Here is a 16,823-nt window from a genome sequence, read left to right as displayed (position 1 = left end):
CAACGATCGATGATTCAGCTCTGATCGGGAACTACGGGGTTGCTCGGACGGTTACCTTGCGCCCGCCCCCGATGCGGTCGCGGAAGTCCGCCGCGCGGATGCGCCCCTCGTTGGCCGCAGCGAGCTCGGTCGCGATCGCACTCAGCCGCGCCACCGTCACGCACGGATAGAACAGGTCGCGCACCACCTGGAAGATCTCGCCCCGCATCGCCACGCGGCGCAACAGGCTGCGCGTGGCGCCCTCCTCGAGCGCGCACAGGGCGGCGAGATCACGCACCCAGGGCGGGTCGTATTCGCCCGCCAGCAGGTGCGCCAGCATCGCATCGGCGCGCTCGCGGTCCGCGGTGCCGAGCTCGACGGTGTGCGTGGGCATGTGCCAGTACGAGCCCATGCGCACGAGCCGCCCGTCGTCGAGCAGCGCCTCCAGGCGGGAGAGGAACACCGCGGACGGCAGCTGCGGCGCGCACATCCGCCGCAGGCGCTCGCGCTCCACCCCGGGCTCGTCGGCGAAGTGTTCGTGGTGCGCGGCCAGGCGCGCAAGCACGCTCTCGCCGAGCGCCCCCCATGCCGCGTGCGAGAAGATGCGTCCGCCGGCCTTCGTCGCCACATGGCGGGCATCGGGCAGCAGTTCGCGGATGCGCGCACCCGGCAGGTTGTGTGCGATCGCGAGTTCCTCGGGGTCGAGACCGAGGGGTGCGCACTCGAGCAGCGCCACGAGCCGGGCTGCGGGCTCGGGGGTCTCGAGCACCGCCAGCATGGCGAGACGCTCGGGGCGGCGACGGTGGCGCGCCGGCGGAAAGGGGTCGAGCACCCTGCCCCCGCCCAGGGTATTACTGCCCGCTGCGTCCCGGATCACGATGCGGTCGCCGCAGCAGGCGAACAGCGGCCGGTCGCACACCGCCTGCACCAGGCCGCTCGCCCCCGGCGCGAGCCCGCCGGCCTCGAGCGCCTCATCCAGCAGCGCCAGCCGCGCCATGGCGTGTCCGCCGGCATGGTGCAGTGTCACGCTGGACCACTGGCCGAGCTTGCGCGGCGCATCGGGGAGCAGCTGCAGGCGCAGGTCGATGCGATCGGTGGCGCGGGCAGCCTGCGGCGTGAGCAGCCAGTCGCCGCGCTCGACCTCGCCGTAGTCGATGCCGGCCAGATTGACCGCGCAGCGGCTGCCCTGCGAGCCAGACTCCGAGATGCGGCCATTGACGCGCAGCCCACGCACGCGCAGCGCGCGACGCAGCCCATCCGCACGCGCCAGCAGCACCGTGTCGCCGCTGCGCACCGTGCCTGCATGCACGGTACCGGTGACGATCGTGCCTGCGCCAGCGAGCGCGAAGCGGCGGTCCACCACGAGACGGAATCCGGCATCGGCCGGCTGCATCGACTCCTCGCGCGCCACCGCGCGGAGGTGCTCGCGCAAGGGTTCGATGCCCTCGCCGCTCAGCGCCGACACCGCGAACACGGGGCTGCCCGCGAGCGAAGTCGGGGCGAGCAGCGCCGCGATGTCGGCATCGACCTCGGCGACGCGCGCAGGCGGCACACGATCGCACTTGGTCAGCGCCACCGCGCCGCGCGCGATGCCGAGCAGGTGCAGGATCGCCAGATGTTCACGCGTCTGCGGCATCACCCCGTCGTCGGCCGCCACCACGAGCAGCGCGAAGTCGATGCCGCTCGCGCCCATCAGCATGGTGGGGATGAAGCGTTCATGGCCGGGCACGTCGATGAAGGCGAGCGTGCGCGCCGCATCCACCCCCGCCGCCTCGTCCAGCGGCGCGAACGCGTAGCCGAGCTCGATGGTGATGCCGCGCGCCTTCTCCTCGGGCAGGTGGGTGGTGTCGATGCCCGTAAGCGCGCGCAGCAGCGTGGTCTTGCCGTGGTCGATGTGGCCTGCGGTACCGATCAGCATGCGCGCGTACCTCCGCCGCCAAGGCGCGCGAGTTGATCGGCGAAGGCCGCCTCATCCTCCGCACGCAGGCAGCGCAGGTCCAGCCACAGCGCGTTGTCGGCGATGCGTCCGACGACCGGCACCGGCAGGCTGCGCAGCGCCTTCTCGAGCCGGTTCAGCGTGCCGCCCTTGCGTTGCGGCCGGCATACCAGGCCGGCCGACGGCAGCCGGTCCACGGGCAGACTGCCCGAGCCGATCTGCGAGCGCATCGGCTCGACCGTGACGGTGAGCGGCCAGGCGGCGAGCGCGCCCGCAAACGCGGGCTGCAGGCGCTCGGCCTGGGCGAGGATCTCGCCTTGCGCGCGGGTGAGCAGACGCAGGCTCTCGAGCCGCTCCGCCAGGCGGTCGGGGTCGCGATACAGGCGCAGCACCGCCTCCAGCCCGGCGAGGGTGATCTTGCCCACACGCAGCACGCGCTTGAGCGGGTTCTTCTTGATCTTCGCGATCAGCTCGCGCCGGCCGACCAGGATGCCGGCCTGCGGGCCACCGAGCAGCTTGTCCCCGGAGAAGGTGACCAGGTCCGCCCCGGCCGCGATCGCCTCGCGCGGCGTGGGCTCGTGCGGCAGGCCCCAGGCCTCGAGCCCGGTGAGCGTGCCCGAGCCGAGATCCTCGACGAAGGGCAGGCCGTGGCCGTGCGCGATCGCGGCGAGCTCGGTGCGCGGCACCTCCTTGGTGAAGCCCTCGATCGAATAGTTGCTGGTGTGCACCTTCATCAGCATCGCGGTACGCGGGCCGATGGCTTCCTCGAAGTCGCGTGCATGGCAGCGGTTGGTGCAGCCCACCTCGACCAGTTTCGCGCCGGCGCGCTTCATGATGTCGGGGACACGGAAGGCGCCGCCGATTTCCACCAGCTCGCCGCGCGACACGATCGCCTCCTTGCGCTGCGCGAGCGTATTGAGGAGCAGGAACACCGCCGCGGCATTGTTGTTGACCACGGTCGCAGCCTCGGCGCCGGTGAGCTCGATGAGGAGTTCCTCGACCAGACCGTCCCGGTCGCCGCGTCCGCCGGAGGCCAGGTCGTACTCGAGCGCGCAGGGGTGGCGCGCGGCGTCGACGATGGCGGCGATCGCCTCTTCGGGCAGGGTGGCGCGGCCCAGGTTGGTGTGCAGCACGGTGCCGGTGAGGTTGAACACCCGCCGCAGCCTGGGCAGGCTGGCGGCCTCGATGCGACGCAGGACGCCATCGCGCAGCGCCCCGGCAGCCGGAAGCGCGGCGCCGGCGCGGATGGCCTCGCGCACGCTGGCGAGCTCGGTGCGGATGGCATCGGTGACGACGTGGCGGCCATGGGCCTGGGCCTGCTCGACGAGGGCGGGCTCGGCCAGCAGGCGATCGACGGACGGAAGGGAAGCGAGGGAGGCTGTAGTCATGATTCGAATGAACGATCAGCGAGGTGCTAGCAACGAAAGACCGGCATAAAAACCGTCGGTCGATGAAAGACAAGCTTGTGCAGCATCCGCCCGGGTGCAGAAGCGGAAACCCCGCCTCTGGGGCGGGGTCCTCGGGTGCTCCGAACGGCGAGGCCGGGATGGATCACTCCATCGACGGATTCCACACCTTCCACACCTTGCCGACCAGGTCGGGACCCGGCTTCAGCGTCGGCTTGCCCGGCTCCCAGCCGGCCGGCGTTGCTTCCGCGCCGCCGGTTGCCCGCACGTGCTGGAAGGCCTGCACCTGACGCACGGTTTCCGCGAGCTTGCGGCCCACGGGCGGGGTCATCACTTCCATGGCCTGGACCACACCATCTGGGTCGATGATGAAGCGGCCACGCAGCTCGATGCCCTGCGCGTCGTCATAGACGCCGTAAGCGCGCCCGATGTTGCCTGCCTGATCGGACAGCATGTGGAAACGCACGCCGCCGTCGACCATCTTCGACAGCTCCTCGTCGTTCCAGATCTTGTGGACGAAATGGCTGTCCACGCTGACCGAGAATACTTCTACACCCAATGCCTGAAGAGCATCATATTGCGCTGCGACCGCAGACACTTCTGTTGCTCAGACGAACGTGAAGTCACCAGGGTAGAAACACAGCATCACCCACTTACCGGCATAGTCCGAGAGCTTCACGCTGGTGAAGCCACCCCGGTAGTAAGCGGGCGCCGCGAAATCAGGGGCTTTCTGCCCGACGCGAGCGACCATTGAAGGCACCTCCTTCTGACTGGCAGACTCCGCTGGAGCCGGCCCTGTTTCGACAGGCGCATCGGGTACCGAACCCGATACTCGTGCGCACGAAGCGCTTTGCTCTTCCATATGCACCTCCATGCCATGCCGAGGCTCGATCGAACCTTCGTGCTGCATCGTGAAAGGTCCGGCCGCGACATGCGGTTGAGACGGTAGTCAATAAGCTACCACTGATAAGGCTATGCCCGGACCGGCCCTGGGTCAATCGCAATCAGGCCGGAAAATGGCAGAAAAATCGACCGAAAGCTGCCATTTTGCGCCACTCTCTGCCATGCAGCCGATAATGCCTGCCAGAAATACGGATGCGCACAGTGCCGCAGCATGAAAACCCCCATTCCACGGTCACGTCCCGCCAGCGCGGCATGCGGGCGCGGGACTTGCGCCGCATTCCCCGCGACGCCTGAACGCGTCCGCAGAACGCCCCACGGAACACGGACCATGCCCCGGACCGAACCCTTCGACACTCATGGCGAACGCTACGAGGACTGGTTCGAGCGCCACCTCGCGGCCTACGAGTCCGAGCTGCTCGCGCTGCGCGCCTTCGTGCCGATCGAGGGCCGCGGGCTGGAGATCGGCGTGGGCAGCGCGCGCTTCGCCGCGCCGCTCGGGGTGGCGACCGGTATCGACCCGTCGATGGCGATGCTCGCGCGTGCGCGGGCGCGGGGCATCGAGGTGGTGGCCGCTTGCGCCGAGGCCCTGCCTTTCTGCGCGGCGAGCTTCGATCACGTGCTGATCGTGACCACGCTGTGCTTCGTCGACTCGCCGGCGAAGATGCTCGCCGAAGCGCATCGGGTGCTCACCTGCGGCGGTCGCATCGTGATCGGCTTCATCGATCGCAACAGCCCCATCGGCCAGGACTATCTCGCGCACCAGCACGAGAGTGTGTTCTACCGCGACGCCAGCTTCTACTCGGCCGCCGAGGTCGAGGACCTGCTGCGCGCAGCGGGTTTTCACATCGAAGGCTGGGGGCAGACGCTAAGCCAGCCGCTTGCCGGGATCACGCACATCGAGGCCCTGCGGCCCGGGCGCGGGACGGGCGCCTTCCTCGTGGTCGCCGCCACCCGGGACGACGCAGCAGCCTGAGCGCGAGGACGCCCCCGATGGACAGCCACTTCTGGTCGCGCTGTGCGGAGGCGTGCTGGTGGCGGTGATCGTCGTGATGTCGAAGGCGTGACGGCGAGCCGGGCCGAGCGTGCTAGGCTTGCTCGCCAATCAAGGATGAGGCCTCGGGCCGCAATACGAACGCGACTGGAAGACATCATGAGCAAGCACACCCCGCTATCGGACCTGCGCAAGAGCTATGAGCAAGGCACGCTGGAAGAGCACGACTCGGCCAGCGAACCGCTGCAGCAGTTCGCGAGTTGGCTCGCGCAAGCGTTGGAGCGCGGGCTGCCCGAGCCCAATGCGATGACGGTGGCCACGGTCGGCAAGGATGGCCGCCCCTCGACGCGCCCGGTACTGATCAAGGGCTACGACGCGCGCGGCATCGTCTGGTATTCGAACTACCACAGCCGCAAGGGCCGCGAACTCGAAGCCCGCCCCTTTGCCGCACTGCAGTTTCACTGGGTGGAGATGGAGCGCGTAGTGCGCATCGAAGGCCGGGTGGAAAAGGTATCCGCGACCGAGTCCGACGAGTATTTCGCCAGCCGCCCGCTCGCACACCGCATCGGCGCCTGGGCCTCGCCGCAGAGCGAGGCCATCGCCGGGCGCACGCTGATCGTGTCGCGCGCCGCGGAATACGGCCTCAAATTTGGCCTCAACCCGCCCCGGCCGCCGCACTGGGGCGGCTACCGCCTGGTGCCGGACTACTGGGAGTTCTGGCAGGGCCGTACGTCACGCCTGCACGACCGCATCGCCTACCGTCTGCAGACCGATGGCAGTTGGGCCCGAGAGCGGCTGGCGCCCTGACTGCAGGCGAAGCCCTGAACCTGCCACCGCCACGGGCAGGCCAAGCCTCCACCACCACTCTGGGACGCGCGGACGCGCGGCGTTGCCTTTTCCCTTGCCTTCGGTAGAACACTGCACCGATCATTGAGGCCGTTTTTCATCCGCGAGCAACCATGAACACCCCGACCACCGCGCAACACACCGCGGGCGAAGCCCCTGCGATCATCCTCCCCGATCCCGAGAGCATCTTCCTCACGCGCGCAGAACGTTTCGACGCACTGGCGCTGCACCACGGCCTGGGCGAATGGCTCGCCTTCCTCGGCCGGCTTTCGCGCGCCCAGGACAAGGCACTGAAGGCCGCGGAGCCCGACCTTGCACCCCCCGCAACGGAAACCCTCGAGCTGGCGCGCAAGCACCGCATGCCACCGGTCAGCGTCGCCTCGTTCCAGCGCCCGATCGTCTGGCACGACATCCTGCGCAGCATCGTCGGCGATCTGCTCGAGAACGCGCCCGTCGGCGCCCGGGAAACCCTCGACGCGCTCCTGCTCACCAGCGCGGAAGAGCTCGACAAGCTGGCCGAGAAACTGCTCAATGGCGAACCCGAGCGCGCCGACATGGACCGCCTGCCCTACATCGCTGCCGCGATGCAGGTGGTGTTCACCGCGGTCGCCAGCAAGCTCGACGCCACGGCCTTGCCGCGCATGGAGGCGCACAGCACCTGCCCGGTGTGCGGCAGCCACCCCGTCGTGAGTGTGATCCGCAGCGAAGGCCCCACCGCCGGCCTGCGCTATGTGCACTGCACCCTGTGCAACACCGAATGGGAGGTTCCGCACGCCACCTGCGTCACCTGCGGCGACCGCGAGAAGGTCACGCTGCACGAGATCGATGGCGACGACGGCATCGCGCGTGCCGAATCCTGCGGCGCCTGCGAGAGCTACATGAAGCTCATCGTCCAGGGCCCGAACGTGCGGGTCGACCCGATCGCCGACGACCTGGCCTCGGTGGCGCTGGACATGCTGGTGGACGACGCCGGTTTCGTGCGCAGCGGCCCGAACTACCTGCTCATCGGCGCCGGAGAGTAAGACGGCAAGCGGGGCTGCGCAGGCGCCCGGTTGCACGGGCGCCCGGTTGCACGGGCGCCTGACGCTTAAACGCGCAGCAGCAACACCTTCAGCGGCGGATTGTCGTCGCGACTGGGAAAATCCGCTTCCGGGGCGATCCATTCCGCCTCGCGCAGGGGGCGCCCCGCCTTGCGGGCGCTGCGGTCGAGCTGGTCCAGCCAATCCTCGCGCCGCACACGCGCGACGTTGTTGCAGCAGATCAGCGTACCGCCCTCCTCGGTGGCAAGCAGCGCCGGCTTGAACAGCGCGGCGTAGTCATGCACCAGGTCGACCACGCCGAAGGGGCTCTTGGCGTAGCGCGGCGGATCGAGGAAGACGAGATCGAAGCGGTGCGGCGCCAGCTCGGGAAAGGGCGGCAGATGCTTGCCGCGCACCACCTTCGGCTGACCGATGCCCGCGTACTGACGCAGGGCGGCGAAGGCATCCGACTTGATGAAGCGCACACGGATCGGTAGCTCGTTGAGGCGGGCATTGTCCTTGCCGACCGCGAGGCTCGACTCGGCAAAATCCACATTCACCACATGACGCGCGCCCGCCTTGGCCGCCGCGACACCGACGCCACAGGTGTAGGCGAACACATTGAGCAGGGACTTGCCCTCCGCCTCCTGCATCACCCGCCGGCGCGCCGCACGCAGATCGAGGAACAGCCACGGATCCTGCCCCGCATGCCGGGCCTGGAAACAGTAGCGCACGCCGAGCTCGGAGAACTCCGAAAGTTGCTCGGCCAGAGCCTGCTGCTCCGGCGAAAGGGCGTTGGCGATGCGGGAGTTCTTTCCGCTGCGGTCATTCCAGACCAAGGGCAGGCCCGGCAGGGCACCACCGTAGAAGGCCTCCAGCGCGGCCAATTGCTCGGCCGTCAGCGGCCGATGGAAGGTCTGCACCAGCAGCACCGAGCCATAGCGGTCGACCGTGATCCCGGGCGCACCTTCGACGGTGCCGTGAAAAAGACGATAGGCATCGGTCTGCTCGGCAGCCAGCTGTTCAATCAGGGGCGCTCGGGCGGCAAGCGCGGCCGAGAGCAGGTCGGTGATGGAGGAGGACATGGCGGTTCCAGCGCAGGGCGCGCCAGTATGCCCGACTGCGCGCCGGATGCGCATCCTTGGAAGGGTGCGCCGCAATCCGGCCGCCCTGCCCGTGCAGCGCCTTCTGCGCAGCGGTGCACATGAACAATCACCGGTCCCACACAACTGTCCTCTGCACTCTCGGCGTCAGCATTCCGAGCAGCGCCGTAAGGCGTTCGCTCGAAGGAAGGGCTAGGCGTCATCTTCGGTTCGCGAAGCTCAGTGTTCATTGCCCGCGTACACCCACATTGGCTCTGTTCTGCCCGCTCGCTCGAACCCCATCGACTTGTAGAACTCCACGGCCTCTCCATCCGCAGTAAGCATCTTCTGATGGAACCCCTCGTACTTCTCCATGAGAGTGCCCATCATCGCTCGTCCGACGCCTTGGCGTTGAAACTCGGGGTGCACAAGCATGTGGGGGAAGTACACAACCAGGTGGCCGTCCGAGATAGCATTTCCTAGACCGACTAAGCGGCCTCCCACTCGAGCGGTAACCAGCGCATGGGAGTTCCGAAGTGCCGCAAGAAGCTGGCGTGGCTTCTCAGCAGAGGACCAAGCGTTTGCTTTGTAGAGCTCGACAACCTCAATGTCATCGAGAGAGTCGTTCAAAGATATGGTCAATGACATTTCGCTGTGCCTCATGTGAGACGCCTTACTTTATTCTGGGGTAACAGTTCTGCCGCATAACATCGGAATGCCGGATGACTTTTCGACCTCAACTGCCGATAGCTCGAAGGGGCACTCAGCAGCGATGTGTTGGTCACCCTGCAGTTCGAGCGTCACGCGACGGCGAACAACAGCTTAACCATCCTGCCAACTGGAACTACCGACCCGTTGCGGAAGTGGCCAATGCCGAAGACATAAGGCGGCTTTGTTCGCTTGGCTGCCCCTGTAAGTACCGGCAAGCGGCGCCTGAATCGCCGTGCCGCCAGCGCCGATTTCTACGGAACTACAGAATCTATGCCAATTAAATTCGATCCTGGCCCCTTTCATTCGCCTTTGATTCATTTGATTGACCTTTAATTCAAAGCTCTCAACCTCAGTTGCCGGCTAGCCTGCGCCGATTGAGCGGCGGCATTGTTGCGGAAAGTCACCGCAGGGGATCGTGTCGGAAATCTTTACAGCCTAGCCGCCTAACGCCCCATTGCATTTTGAGCAGCAGAATCTTTTAGAAGAAAATCATATGTTTAGTAAATACGGCATGGTTATTGCTTATAGGTGGTAGTCTTCGCTCAAAAACAACTACATCAACACGTACTCTCATCAACAAGGGGCAACGCAATGAAAAAATGTCTAGTGGCGGCGCTTGCGGTTGTCGCAATGGGAACGATACCGTTTGCCAACGCGGCAACTGTTTATAACGTCAATCGCACTATCGGCGCAGGGTCGGTTACCGGCTTCATCGAGACAGACGATACGATCGGAGCATTGAGCTTTTCGAATATCACCGATTGGAGCCTTAGCATTTTTTCACCTGCCATCAATGGCGGCGTCGCGACCAGTTCAAATTTCGGGGCAAGCACTTTTGGAAATGCGTCACTCGTAACTGCAACCGCAACCGACTTGTTCTTTGATTTCGATGCCAGCGGTATCTTTGGTTTCTGGAGCGACTCTAATTCTGATTGGTGGTGTTTGGCCGGCGGTCTTGGTGGCGATAACGGCTGCTTCGTTTCGCCAGGGGAGTCGATCGGATATAGCGACACAACGGGTAATCAAGCTGAATTCGTGGGTTACACCGGTAGTGTATCGTTCGCAAGCACGGGCACTAGTGTCCCCGAACCCGGCACCGTGGCGCTACTGTCTTTGGGTCTCGCTGCCCTGGGCTTAAGGCGGCGTAAGTCAGCTTAAGCATCGAGAACCCGCTTCGGCGGGTTTTTCGTTTTCGGCACCACCAGTGCTCCCGAACCGGTCAGGACGGCTGGCGTCATGGATGCAGCGCCCCGAATCGGCGGATGAAAACCACCGCGTCGATTTGCGACGCGGCACTGGCGCCCGGACTGCACCGCCGCAGGGTTTTCTGGATAGGATTCAGGAAGATGCGCAGCGCCGCGTTCTGGATGGCAGGGTCACGCTCCAGGTGATAGCGTAGCCGCTTGGGCACGAAGAGTGCCCATTGGCGCACCGACAGGCGCGGGATGACATGGTCGGCCAGATCGGCGGCGGTCTCGACCATGCGTCGGGTGTTGCAGGACGGACAGACATTACGTCCCTTGCAGGAGTAGGCAACCAGGAAGTCGTGCCCGCAGTCGTCCCAGCGCGCCCGCGCAAAGCCGTGGGCCAGGATGCTGCATTTGAGGTGGCAGCGGAATTCCCGCCCGGTTACCGCCGGTGCGGTCTCCCCGGCGCCGTCATCCTGAAGCGCCAGCCAGGTGGCAAGATGCGTCTGCACGGTGCGATAGAGCAGCGTGCGTTCGAGTTTGCGACGGCGGTAGACGGCACTGCACGGTGAGGCACAGGCGCCGGTGGCAGGCATTGGCGTCCGGATCGGGTGATCGGCCACACACTGCCCATAGCTACCGACGCAATCACGACTACAGATTGTGAAGGGCGACTTCGTGATCCAAGACGTGCCGTTCAGCGAAGCACTTTCCGTTGACTGTCGACGTCCGCACCTGGCCGGACTGAGACTTCCATACCCCGATCTGTGTGGGGGCGCTGCGAGTCGACTGTGGCTGTCTCCACCCGAGCCGTTTCAGTCATCGGCACGGCAGGGAGGGGTCGTCTGGCGTGAGTGACTGGACGAAGACGGACGTGCAGTCTGGTCGACGTGCGTTCTTGCCAATTTTTGCCAAGCGGACTAACCTGCGTCCATGAGCACGATGAACATTTCCTTGCCCAACAGCCTGAAATCCTTCGTCGACGAGCAGGTGAGCGAACGGGGTTACGGCACCAGTAGCGAGTACGTGCGCGAATTGATTCGCAAGGACCAGGATCGTCAGCGGTTGCGTGGAGTGCTGCTGGCCGGGGCTGCCACTGCGTCGGCGTCACCGGCAAATGCCACTTACTTCGAAGGTCTGCGTGACCGGGTACGCCGGGCGGGCAAACCGGTTTCTCGCGGGTGAAGGTCAAGTCCGTCGTTCCGCGTGAGCAGGCCAGCCAGGACGTCGACGACGCGTTAGCCTACTACCTCGAAGAGGCTTCCTCATCGGTTGCGCTCGGCTTCATCGACGCACTAGAACAGGCCTATACCCACATCGCCCGCCATCCTGGCACGGGTTCGCCTCGCTTTGGGCATGAATTGGACCTTCCGGGTCTTCGCTCCTGGCTGCTTTCTGGCTACCCCTACCTCGTTTTCTACGTTGAACGCCCGGATCACATCGATGTCTGGCGCGTACTTCATGGCCAGCGCGACATTCCCTCCTGGATGCAGGACCAGGAGGGCTTCGTCTGACGCAGCCGCCTGGCACACCATGTGCGAGTTGTGACAGCCCGCTTACCGGAGCTCCATGCCAACAGCTGCATTTGGCTGGAACTTCGCCTCGTTGAGACGTGGGACGCGCTCACAACTTCGCTCGAACGGCAGGTCTCTCCGCCTCTGACGGGCCGGGCCCGACCCGTTGCCGACGCTCGCCCCAGACTCAGGGATCGCAGCAGTGAGGACCGAGAGCGGACGTCGACAGCGATCGCGATCACGCCAGGGATGACATCTTCAGGCCGATGATGCCGGCGATGACCAAGCCAAGGCTGATCAATCGGGGGAGGGACACGGGCTCGCCCAACAGCGCCATGCCCACAATGGCGGTGCCCACCGCGCCAATGCCGACCCACACCGCATAGGCTGTGCCCACGGGGAGGTCTCGCATTGCCCAGCCGAGCAGCCCAATGCTTGACAGGAAGGCCAAGGCCGTGCCCACAGAGGGCCAGAAGCGCGTGAAGCCTGCGGTGTACTTGAGCCCAACGGCCCACACGACTTCAAGCAGGCCGGCGACGAATAGAGCGATCCAGTTCATCAGGTTTCCCAATCGTTTTGGGGGCCGTCCCCGATGAAGTACGCGAAGCAAAGTCGTCCCTGCTTCCGCCCACCGCCCGCATGACGGAGGGAAACGAAGATTGCGGCTCTGAGACTCGCCGCCGCATGGTGTGCCATGTGCGTCTTCATGACTCGCGGCGAGCCAGCGCCAGGCAAACGCCGAGCGTCATCATCGTGCAGCCGGATACACGGGTCAGAAGCCGCGCCCGGGTCACCCGCGCGGCGTTCGACTGCAACAGGCGATCGGCACCGAATACCGCCAGAACGTCGACGAAGGTGTTCAGTGCCACGCAGATGCTCCCCAGCAGGGCAAGCTGCGGAGCCAGCGAAGCGTCCGACGTGGTGAATTGGGGGAGAAAGGCGAGAAAGAAGAGCGCGGTCTTGACGTTCATGGCCTCGACCATGATGCCCTCCATGAAGGCGCGGCGAGCGCCTTGGGCGCGGACCTGTCCTGCCGCGACGGACGGCTCCTTGTGCGTCAGCATGCGAATGCCCAGATAGACCAGGTACGCGGCCCCAAGGTACTTGACCAGGTTGAACGCCAAGGCCGATTGGGCGATGAGCAGCGACAGGCCCAAGGCGGCCGCTGCCACATGAACGAGGCCACCGAGGCCGGTTCCCAGACAGGAGGCCAAGCCTTCGGCGCGACCGCCGGCAACGGTTCGGGCCACGACATACGCAATGCCAGGGCCAGGGGTGATCGCCAGGACCAACGCCGCGAAGATGAAGGCGAGAAGCGACATGGAGTGGACCGGCTCAGGGTTGTGGGTTACCGTTGGTGCCAAAGGCCTCGCCGGTCATGCGCGGCTCGGATGAGAGCGGATGCGGGGTGCGGCCATCGCCGTACGACCTGATAACCCGGCCGACAACGATGTGGTACCCGTTTATCCACTTCGCTTGCTTCTGCTTCGCGGCAAGGTGCATCGGGTGATCGATGAGCTGCTGGAGCGCTTCGAGCGAGCGCCAGTAGTAGACGGTCGAGATCAGCCCGGACGCAGGGTTCTCCCATGCCTCTTCGCCCAAGTACCCAGGGATCGCCTTCGCAACCTCAGCGATGGCTTGATCCAGCTGGTGAAACTCGTCGTCGTACTCGCCCTTGGCGAACGTGAACGTGGCGGTATACAAGTCGGTTTGTTCCATCGTCATGCCGATTGCGTCGTTGTTTCTTGCATCGCCTGCGCGAGGCCGAGATTTCCCTGCTCTTCCAGGCCGCGAATGGCACCTTCCCGATCGCGGGCCTGATGATGCTGGCTGAGTTTGCGCTTGCCGTCCAGCCGAGTGAGACGGACCTCGATTCCGACGATCTGGCTCAGCTGTTCCGCCATGAAGTCCGGCGGCGCATCACTCATCTTCCACGGTTCAGGCTGGTTCGCTTCGTGCTGGCGCGTCAGTCGGCCAACGACCGCACGGACGAACTTCGCCTCGTCCCGGACATGAATCGTCCCGTGCGCGTGCACGACCTCGTAGTTCCAGGTCGGCACGCGGCGGTGGGTCTCATGCTTGCCCGGGTACCAGTTGGGCGAGATGTATCCCTGAACGCCCCGGAAAACGACGAGGACGGGGGCGCCGTCGCTCACTTCGCTCCAGACCGGATTTGCCCGCGCAACATGGGCCTGAAGCACGCCGCAGGGGCCTTGTTGTGCGTCGAGCAAGAATGGCAGGTGGTGCGCTTCCAGGCCGGCTGCGGTGTGCGTCACCAGCATGCCCAGGGAATGCTCTCGAACGATGCGGTGAAGTTCCTCAACCCGCGGCTCGGCGAATTGCTTGGGAAGATACATGGGGCGCTCCTGTCCGGATCAAGTGCCGGCACACCCGGCGCGTGCGCTCACTATGCAGGGCAGCCTGCCTGTATAAAATAGCCAGTTCTTGACTATCTGACTGGACCAGTTGCAGCGATGGATAGGGATGAGAACCGACAACGGGGTTCCAGCCGCGCGCTCTACGAGGAAATCAGGGCGCGGATCGCAGATGGCACGTACCGGCCAGGCGCAGCCCTACCGTCGACGCGGGCGCTCGCGGCCGAGCGTGGGCTTTCACGCACGACCGTGTCGCTCGTATACGAGCAACTGGCGTCCGATGGCTTCATCGAAACGCGCGCCGGTGCCCCCAGCCGAGTCGCGGCCGGAGCGGCTCCTGCCGCCCGGCCGGAGCGCGACGCACGAATCAGCGCCGAGGACGGGGGCGGACATCGCCCTGCCGGGCGGCTGTCCGCAATCGGAGCACGCGTGGCCGCCTTGGGACTGCATGAACCGGTCCCGACCGCCGCGGATGAAATCGACTTCGTCTACGGGCCATTGGCCGGACGCGACTTCCCGATCTTGCCCTGGCTGAAGGCGCTGCGCGCGGTCGAACGTCGGCGAAGCGCGCGCCTGGCTTACGAAGACCCGCGTGGCAACCTCGATCTTCGCAAGGCGCTGCAGACGCACCTCAGTCAGTCGCGCGGCTTGTCGTGCTCGGTTGACCAGTTGCTGATCGTAAACGGCTCGCAGCAGGCACTCGACCTCTGCGCACGGCTGCTCATCAGTACCGGCGATCCGGTCGTCGTCGAGAACCCCGGCTATCGGATGGCGCACCACGTCTTTGAAAGCTATGGCGCGCGCCTTCTCCCCGTCGAGGTGGACGGCCACGGGCTGCGGACCGACCTGCTCGCTCAAGTCCCTCGGGCACAGATGGCCTACGTGACACCTACACATCAGTTCCCGCTCGGGGCATTCCTGCCGATCGGACGACGACGTGCGCTCCTGGCCTGGGCTGCCGAACGGGATGCCTGGATCATCGAGGACGACTACGACAGCGAATATCGCTATTCGGTTCGACCAGAACCCACGCTGCAGTCGCTGGATAGCAGTGGCTGCGTGATCCACGTCGGTACGTTCTCGAAGACACTGTCGCCACAGCTCCGTCTGGGCTACATGGTGCTGCCGCCGCGACTGGTGGACGTGTTCTGTGCTGCGAAGCGGCTGGCTGACCGGCACGTGATGACCGGCATTCAGCGGGCGTTGGCGGTGCTGCTGGAGGACGGTAGCTATGACCGTCACGTCCGGCGAATCCGTCGTCTGCAGCATGCACGACAGGCAGCACTCGTTCACGCGCTCACTTCCCACTTGGGCGAGCGCGTCGAGATCCAGGGAGCTGCCAGTGGGCTGCACCTGGTGGTGTGGTTTCGCGCGCTTGCCGCCAAGAAGGAGCCGGTCCTGGTCGAGGCAGCCCGCCAGAAAGGCGTTCGCGTGTATCCGGTCAGCCAGTTCTTTCATCCCGCAGGCCGGGCGGATGCTTCAATTCGTCCGGCTGGTCTGGTCATGGGTTACGCGCTGCTGGAGCGAGATCAGATCGAAGAGGGTGTTCGGCGCCTGGCAGCTGCGCTGCGGGAGCTCGGAAGCGATCGCTTCTGACATCAACTGGCGCCGCTGGCGGGGCGCGCCCACCCTCAGTGTCCGTTTCCATGTCCGATTCCACAATGAAGCGGCCTTAGATCGTGCAAGACTCAGGGGCCGCTCCTGGCCGATAGTACGCTGTGGGCATCTTCCCCGATAGCCGACGGACGCCACGGGCTCAAGAATCAGACTCCGATCAACAGCAAGGAGTCTGTCATGGAAACCCGAGAACATCCGCATCGGGAAGCCTGGAACAAGGGGAAGCTGGTGGGCCAGAAGGCACCGCTCAAACCCAAGGATATCTGGGCCATCCGTATTCATCTGCAGAACGCGCACGAAGTGCGCGACCTCGCCATGTTCAACCTCGCGATCGACAGCAAGCTCCGAGGGTGTGACCTCGTCGGCCTGCGGGTCCGCGACGTGACGCATGGAAACCAGGTGCTCTCACGCGCCATGGTCGTGCAGCGGAAAACGCAGCGGCCTGTACAGTTCGAACTGACCGAGCCGACGCGCACGGCCGTGGCCGCCTGGATCGCGAAGGCCGCCTTGAGGTCGGAAGACTTCCTCTTTCCGAGCCGCCTGCACGACTCTCCGCATGTCTCCACCCGGCAGTATGCGAGGATCGTCGAGCACTGGGTGGTAGCCGCTGGCCTGGATCCTTCCGCCTACGGTACGCACTCCATGCGGAGGACGAAGGCGACCTTGATCTACAAGCGCACGAAGAACCTGCGGGCGGTTCAGCTCCTGCTGGGTCACTCCAAGCTCGAGTCGACGGTGCGGTACTTGGGCATCGAGGTCGATGATGCCTTGGAGATCTCCGAGCAGACTGAGATCTGAGCCCAGCGCGGCTGCCCGCCAAGCGCCTTTTGCAGGCGGGCGGCTGCTTACCGTGGTGATGCTGAGGGGGTACTATCGGCCAGAAGCCGCCTTTCGATTCAAGTAGGGAACGGTGGATAATGCTCCAATCTTTCCTTTGCAGGAGGCGCATGTGAGCGATTGCTGTTCCTCAGCAGGGCACAACACAACCCATCCAAAGAAGCATTCTTGTCCAATCAATGGACTGGAATACGCAGAAGTATCTGCCAGGACAATTGCGCACCACATCAAGGACGCATGGGAATGGTCGCCTACCTCCGGTCGCTATTTCTTTTGCGACGACCCTGAGTGCGATGTTGTGTATTTCGGTGAAGACGGCTCGACCCTTCTCAAGTCGCAACTACGAACGAGGGTCGGGGTAAAGGTGAGCTGCCCCACGGATTTCGTCTTCCAACGTAGTCGTCGTACGATCGACGCAAA

At 65.1% G+C, this 16,823-nt stretch carries 17 protein-coding genes and 2 pseudogenes; 9 read left to right on the top strand and 10 right to left on the bottom strand.

Annotated elements, in window-relative coordinates; all coding sequences use genetic code 11:
* Positions 1 to 31: 31 nt before the first annotated feature.
* From selB to prxU, 3 genes are all read right to left on the bottom strand, one after another.
* On the bottom strand, positions 32 to 1,897 hold the full coding sequence (selB, locus tag ACUH78_RS17530; protein WP_445334243.1) for a selenocysteine-specific translation elongation factor: 1,866 nt from the start codon (positions 1,895 to 1,897) through the stop codon (positions 32 to 34).
* Positions 1,891 to 3,303: an L-seryl-tRNA(Sec) selenium transferase gene (gene selA, locus ACUH78_RS17525; protein ID WP_445334242.1), complete on the bottom strand. Its 1,413-nt coding sequence runs from the start codon at positions 3,301 to 3,303 to the stop codon at positions 1,891 to 1,893. The genes selB and selA overlap by 7 nt, the downstream gene beginning before the upstream one ends.
* Before the next feature lie 163 nt (positions 3,304 to 3,466).
* Positions 3,467 to 4,072 (bottom strand): thioredoxin-dependent peroxiredoxin, encoded by a 606-nt coding sequence (prxU, locus tag ACUH78_RS17520; protein WP_510497580.1) that lies wholly within the window; start codon positions 4,070 to 4,072, stop codon positions 3,467 to 3,469.
* A 480-nt stretch (positions 4,073 to 4,552) separates the two neighbouring features.
* On the opposite strand from prxU, the gene ACUH78_RS17515 reads away from it, so the two are divergent.
* The 3 genes from ACUH78_RS17515 (at position 4,553) to fdhE (ending at position 7,083) form a co-directional block, all read left to right on the top strand.
* On the top strand, positions 4,553 to 5,197 hold the full coding sequence (locus tag ACUH78_RS17515; RefSeq protein WP_418363763.1) for a class I SAM-dependent methyltransferase: 645 nt from the start codon (positions 4,553 to 4,555) through the stop codon (positions 5,195 to 5,197).
* Between the two features lie 177 nt (positions 5,198 to 5,374).
* Complete coding sequence (gene pdxH, locus ACUH78_RS17510) at positions 5,375 to 6,022, top strand: pyridoxamine 5'-phosphate oxidase (protein WP_418363764.1); 648 nt, start codon at positions 5,375 to 5,377, stop codon at positions 6,020 to 6,022.
* Positions 6,023 to 6,174: 152 nt separating this feature from the next.
* Positions 6,175 to 7,083: a formate dehydrogenase accessory protein FdhE gene (gene fdhE, locus ACUH78_RS17505; protein ID WP_418363765.1), complete on the top strand. Its 909-nt coding sequence runs from the start codon at positions 6,175 to 6,177 to the stop codon at positions 7,081 to 7,083.
* 65 nt (positions 7,084 to 7,148) lie between these two features.
* Here the strand turns inward: fdhE and ACUH78_RS17500 are convergent, their stop codons facing one another.
* The gene (locus ACUH78_RS17500) at positions 7,149 to 8,165 is read right to left on the bottom strand and encodes a class I SAM-dependent rRNA methyltransferase (protein WP_445334241.1); all 1,017 of its coding nucleotides are present in this window, start codon (positions 8,163 to 8,165) and stop codon (positions 7,149 to 7,151) included.
* Positions 8,166 to 8,402: 237 nt separating this feature from the next.
* Entirely contained in the window at positions 8,403 to 8,825 is a 423-nt protein-coding gene (locus ACUH78_RS17495) for a GNAT family N-acetyltransferase (RefSeq protein WP_445334240.1), read from the bottom strand.
* A gap of 639 nt (positions 8,826 to 9,464) precedes the next feature.
* Between ACUH78_RS17495 and ACUH78_RS17490 the strand changes: the two genes are divergently transcribed.
* Positions 9,465 to 10,031, top strand: a complete 567-nt coding sequence (locus ACUH78_RS17490) for a PEP-CTERM sorting domain-containing protein (RefSeq protein ID WP_445334239.1) — start codon at positions 9,465 to 9,467, stop codon at positions 10,029 to 10,031.
* Positions 10,032 to 10,119: 88 nt separating this feature from the next.
* On the opposite strand, the pseudogene ACUH78_RS17485 reads toward ACUH78_RS17490, so the two are convergent.
* Positions 10,120 to 10,656 (bottom strand): annotated as a pseudogene (locus tag ACUH78_RS17485) (transposase zinc-binding domain-containing protein); the annotation flags it as partial.
* A 337-nt stretch (positions 10,657 to 10,993) separates the two neighbouring features.
* On the opposite strand from ACUH78_RS17485, the gene ACUH78_RS17480 reads away from it, so the two are divergent.
* Together ACUH78_RS17480 and ACUH78_RS17475 are read left to right on the top strand one after the other, a co-directional pair.
* Positions 10,994 to 11,245 (top strand): ribbon-helix-helix domain-containing protein, encoded by a 252-nt coding sequence (locus ACUH78_RS17480; RefSeq protein WP_287364437.1) that lies wholly within the window; start codon positions 10,994 to 10,996, stop codon positions 11,243 to 11,245.
* Positions 11,242 to 11,574 (top strand): type II toxin-antitoxin system RelE/ParE family toxin, encoded by a 333-nt coding sequence (locus ACUH78_RS17475; protein WP_445334237.1) that lies wholly within the window; start codon positions 11,242 to 11,244, stop codon positions 11,572 to 11,574. Before ACUH78_RS17480 ends, ACUH78_RS17475 begins: the two co-directional genes overlap by 4 nt.
* Positions 11,575 to 11,812: 238 nt before the next feature.
* On the opposite strand, the gene sugE is transcribed toward ACUH78_RS17475, so the two are convergent.
* The 4 genes from sugE to ACUH78_RS17455 form a co-directional block, all read right to left on the bottom strand.
* Positions 11,813 to 12,133, bottom strand: a complete 321-nt coding sequence (sugE, locus tag ACUH78_RS17470; RefSeq protein ID WP_445334236.1) for a quaternary ammonium compound efflux SMR transporter SugE — start codon at positions 12,131 to 12,133, stop codon at positions 11,813 to 11,815.
* A 145-nt stretch (positions 12,134 to 12,278) separates the two neighbouring features.
* Positions 12,279 to 12,896 carry a LysE family translocator gene (locus ACUH78_RS17465; protein ID WP_445334235.1) on the bottom strand — a complete coding sequence of 206 codons (618 nt, stop codon included), beginning with the start codon at positions 12,894 to 12,896 and terminating at the stop codon, positions 12,279 to 12,281.
* Between the two features lie 13 nt (positions 12,897 to 12,909).
* Entirely contained in the window at positions 12,910 to 13,299 is a 390-nt protein-coding gene (locus ACUH78_RS17460; protein ID WP_445334234.1) for an antibiotic biosynthesis monooxygenase family protein, read from the bottom strand.
* The gene (locus ACUH78_RS17455) at positions 13,296 to 13,931 is read right to left on the bottom strand and encodes an FMN-binding negative transcriptional regulator (RefSeq protein WP_445334233.1); all 636 of its coding nucleotides are present in this window, start codon (positions 13,929 to 13,931) and stop codon (positions 13,296 to 13,298) included. The genes ACUH78_RS17460 and ACUH78_RS17455 overlap by 4 nt, the downstream gene beginning before the upstream one ends.
* A 117-nt stretch (positions 13,932 to 14,048) precedes the next feature.
* Here ACUH78_RS17455 and pdxR point away from each other — a divergent pair, with 117 nt between their 5' ends.
* The 3 genes and pseudogenes from pdxR to ACUH78_RS17440 form a co-directional block, all read left to right on the top strand.
* The gene (gene pdxR / locus ACUH78_RS17450) at positions 14,049 to 15,545 is read left to right on the top strand and encodes a MocR-like pyridoxine biosynthesis transcription factor PdxR (protein WP_445334232.1); all 1,497 of its coding nucleotides are present in this window, start codon (positions 14,049 to 14,051) and stop codon (positions 15,543 to 15,545) included.
* 198 nt (positions 15,546 to 15,743) lie between these two features.
* Positions 15,744 to 16,364, top strand: coding sequence for a tyrosine-type recombinase/integrase (locus tag ACUH78_RS17445; RefSeq protein WP_445334231.1), 621 nt, complete (start codon positions 15,744 to 15,746; stop codon positions 16,362 to 16,364).
* Positions 16,365 to 16,476: 112 nt separating this feature from the next.
* Positions 16,477 to 16,823 (top strand): annotated as a pseudogene (locus tag ACUH78_RS17440) (hypothetical protein); the annotation flags it as partial.

The organism is Thauera sp. ZXT1-4, from assembly GCF_052598215.2.
The sequence above is the reverse complement of the archived record's forward strand: the minus strand, read 5'-3'. Positions and strand labels throughout refer to the sequence as shown.

Excerpts from the sequence above, each read along its gene's own strand:
- selB (WP_445334243.1), bottom strand. The coding sequence starts at position 1,897 with ATGCTGATCGGTACCGCAGGCCACATCGACCACGGCAAGACCACGCTG.
- selA (WP_445334242.1), bottom strand. The coding sequence starts at position 3,303 with ATGACTACAGCCTCCCTCGCTTCCCTTCCGTCCGTCGATCGCCTGCTG.
- ACUH78_RS17515 (WP_418363763.1), top strand. The coding sequence starts at position 4,553 with ATGCCCCGGACCGAACCCTTCGACACTCATGGCGAACGCTACGAGGAC.
- pdxH (WP_418363764.1), top strand. The coding sequence starts at position 5,375 with ATGAGCAAGCACACCCCGCTATCGGACCTGCGCAAGAGCTATGAGCAA.
- fdhE (WP_418363765.1), top strand. The coding sequence starts at position 6,175 with ATGAACACCCCGACCACCGCGCAACACACCGCGGGCGAAGCCCCTGCG.
- ACUH78_RS17500 (WP_445334241.1), bottom strand. The coding sequence starts at position 8,165 with ATGTCCTCCTCCATCACCGACCTGCTCTCGGCCGCGCTTGCCGCCCGA.
- ACUH78_RS17495 (WP_445334240.1), bottom strand. The coding sequence starts at position 8,825 with ATGAGGCACAGCGAAATGTCATTGACCATATCTTTGAACGACTCTCTC.
- ACUH78_RS17490 (WP_445334239.1), top strand. The coding sequence starts at position 9,465 with ATGAAAAAATGTCTAGTGGCGGCGCTTGCGGTTGTCGCAATGGGAACG.
- ACUH78_RS17480 (WP_287364437.1), top strand. The coding sequence starts at position 10,994 with ATGAGCACGATGAACATTTCCTTGCCCAACAGCCTGAAATCCTTCGTC.
- sugE (WP_445334236.1), bottom strand. The coding sequence starts at position 12,133 with ATGAACTGGATCGCTCTATTCGTCGCCGGCCTGCTTGAAGTCGTGTGG.
- ACUH78_RS17465 (WP_445334235.1), bottom strand. The coding sequence starts at position 12,896 with ATGTCGCTTCTCGCCTTCATCTTCGCGGCGTTGGTCCTGGCGATCACC.
- ACUH78_RS17460 (WP_445334234.1), bottom strand. The coding sequence starts at position 13,299 with ATGACGATGGAACAAACCGACTTGTATACCGCCACGTTCACGTTCGCC.
- ACUH78_RS17455 (WP_445334233.1), bottom strand. The coding sequence starts at position 13,931 with ATGTATCTTCCCAAGCAATTCGCCGAGCCGCGGGTTGAGGAACTTCAC.
- pdxR (WP_445334232.1), top strand. The coding sequence starts at position 14,049 with ATGGATAGGGATGAGAACCGACAACGGGGTTCCAGCCGCGCGCTCTAC.
- ACUH78_RS17445 (WP_445334231.1), top strand. The coding sequence starts at position 15,744 with ATGGAAACCCGAGAACATCCGCATCGGGAAGCCTGGAACAAGGGGAAG.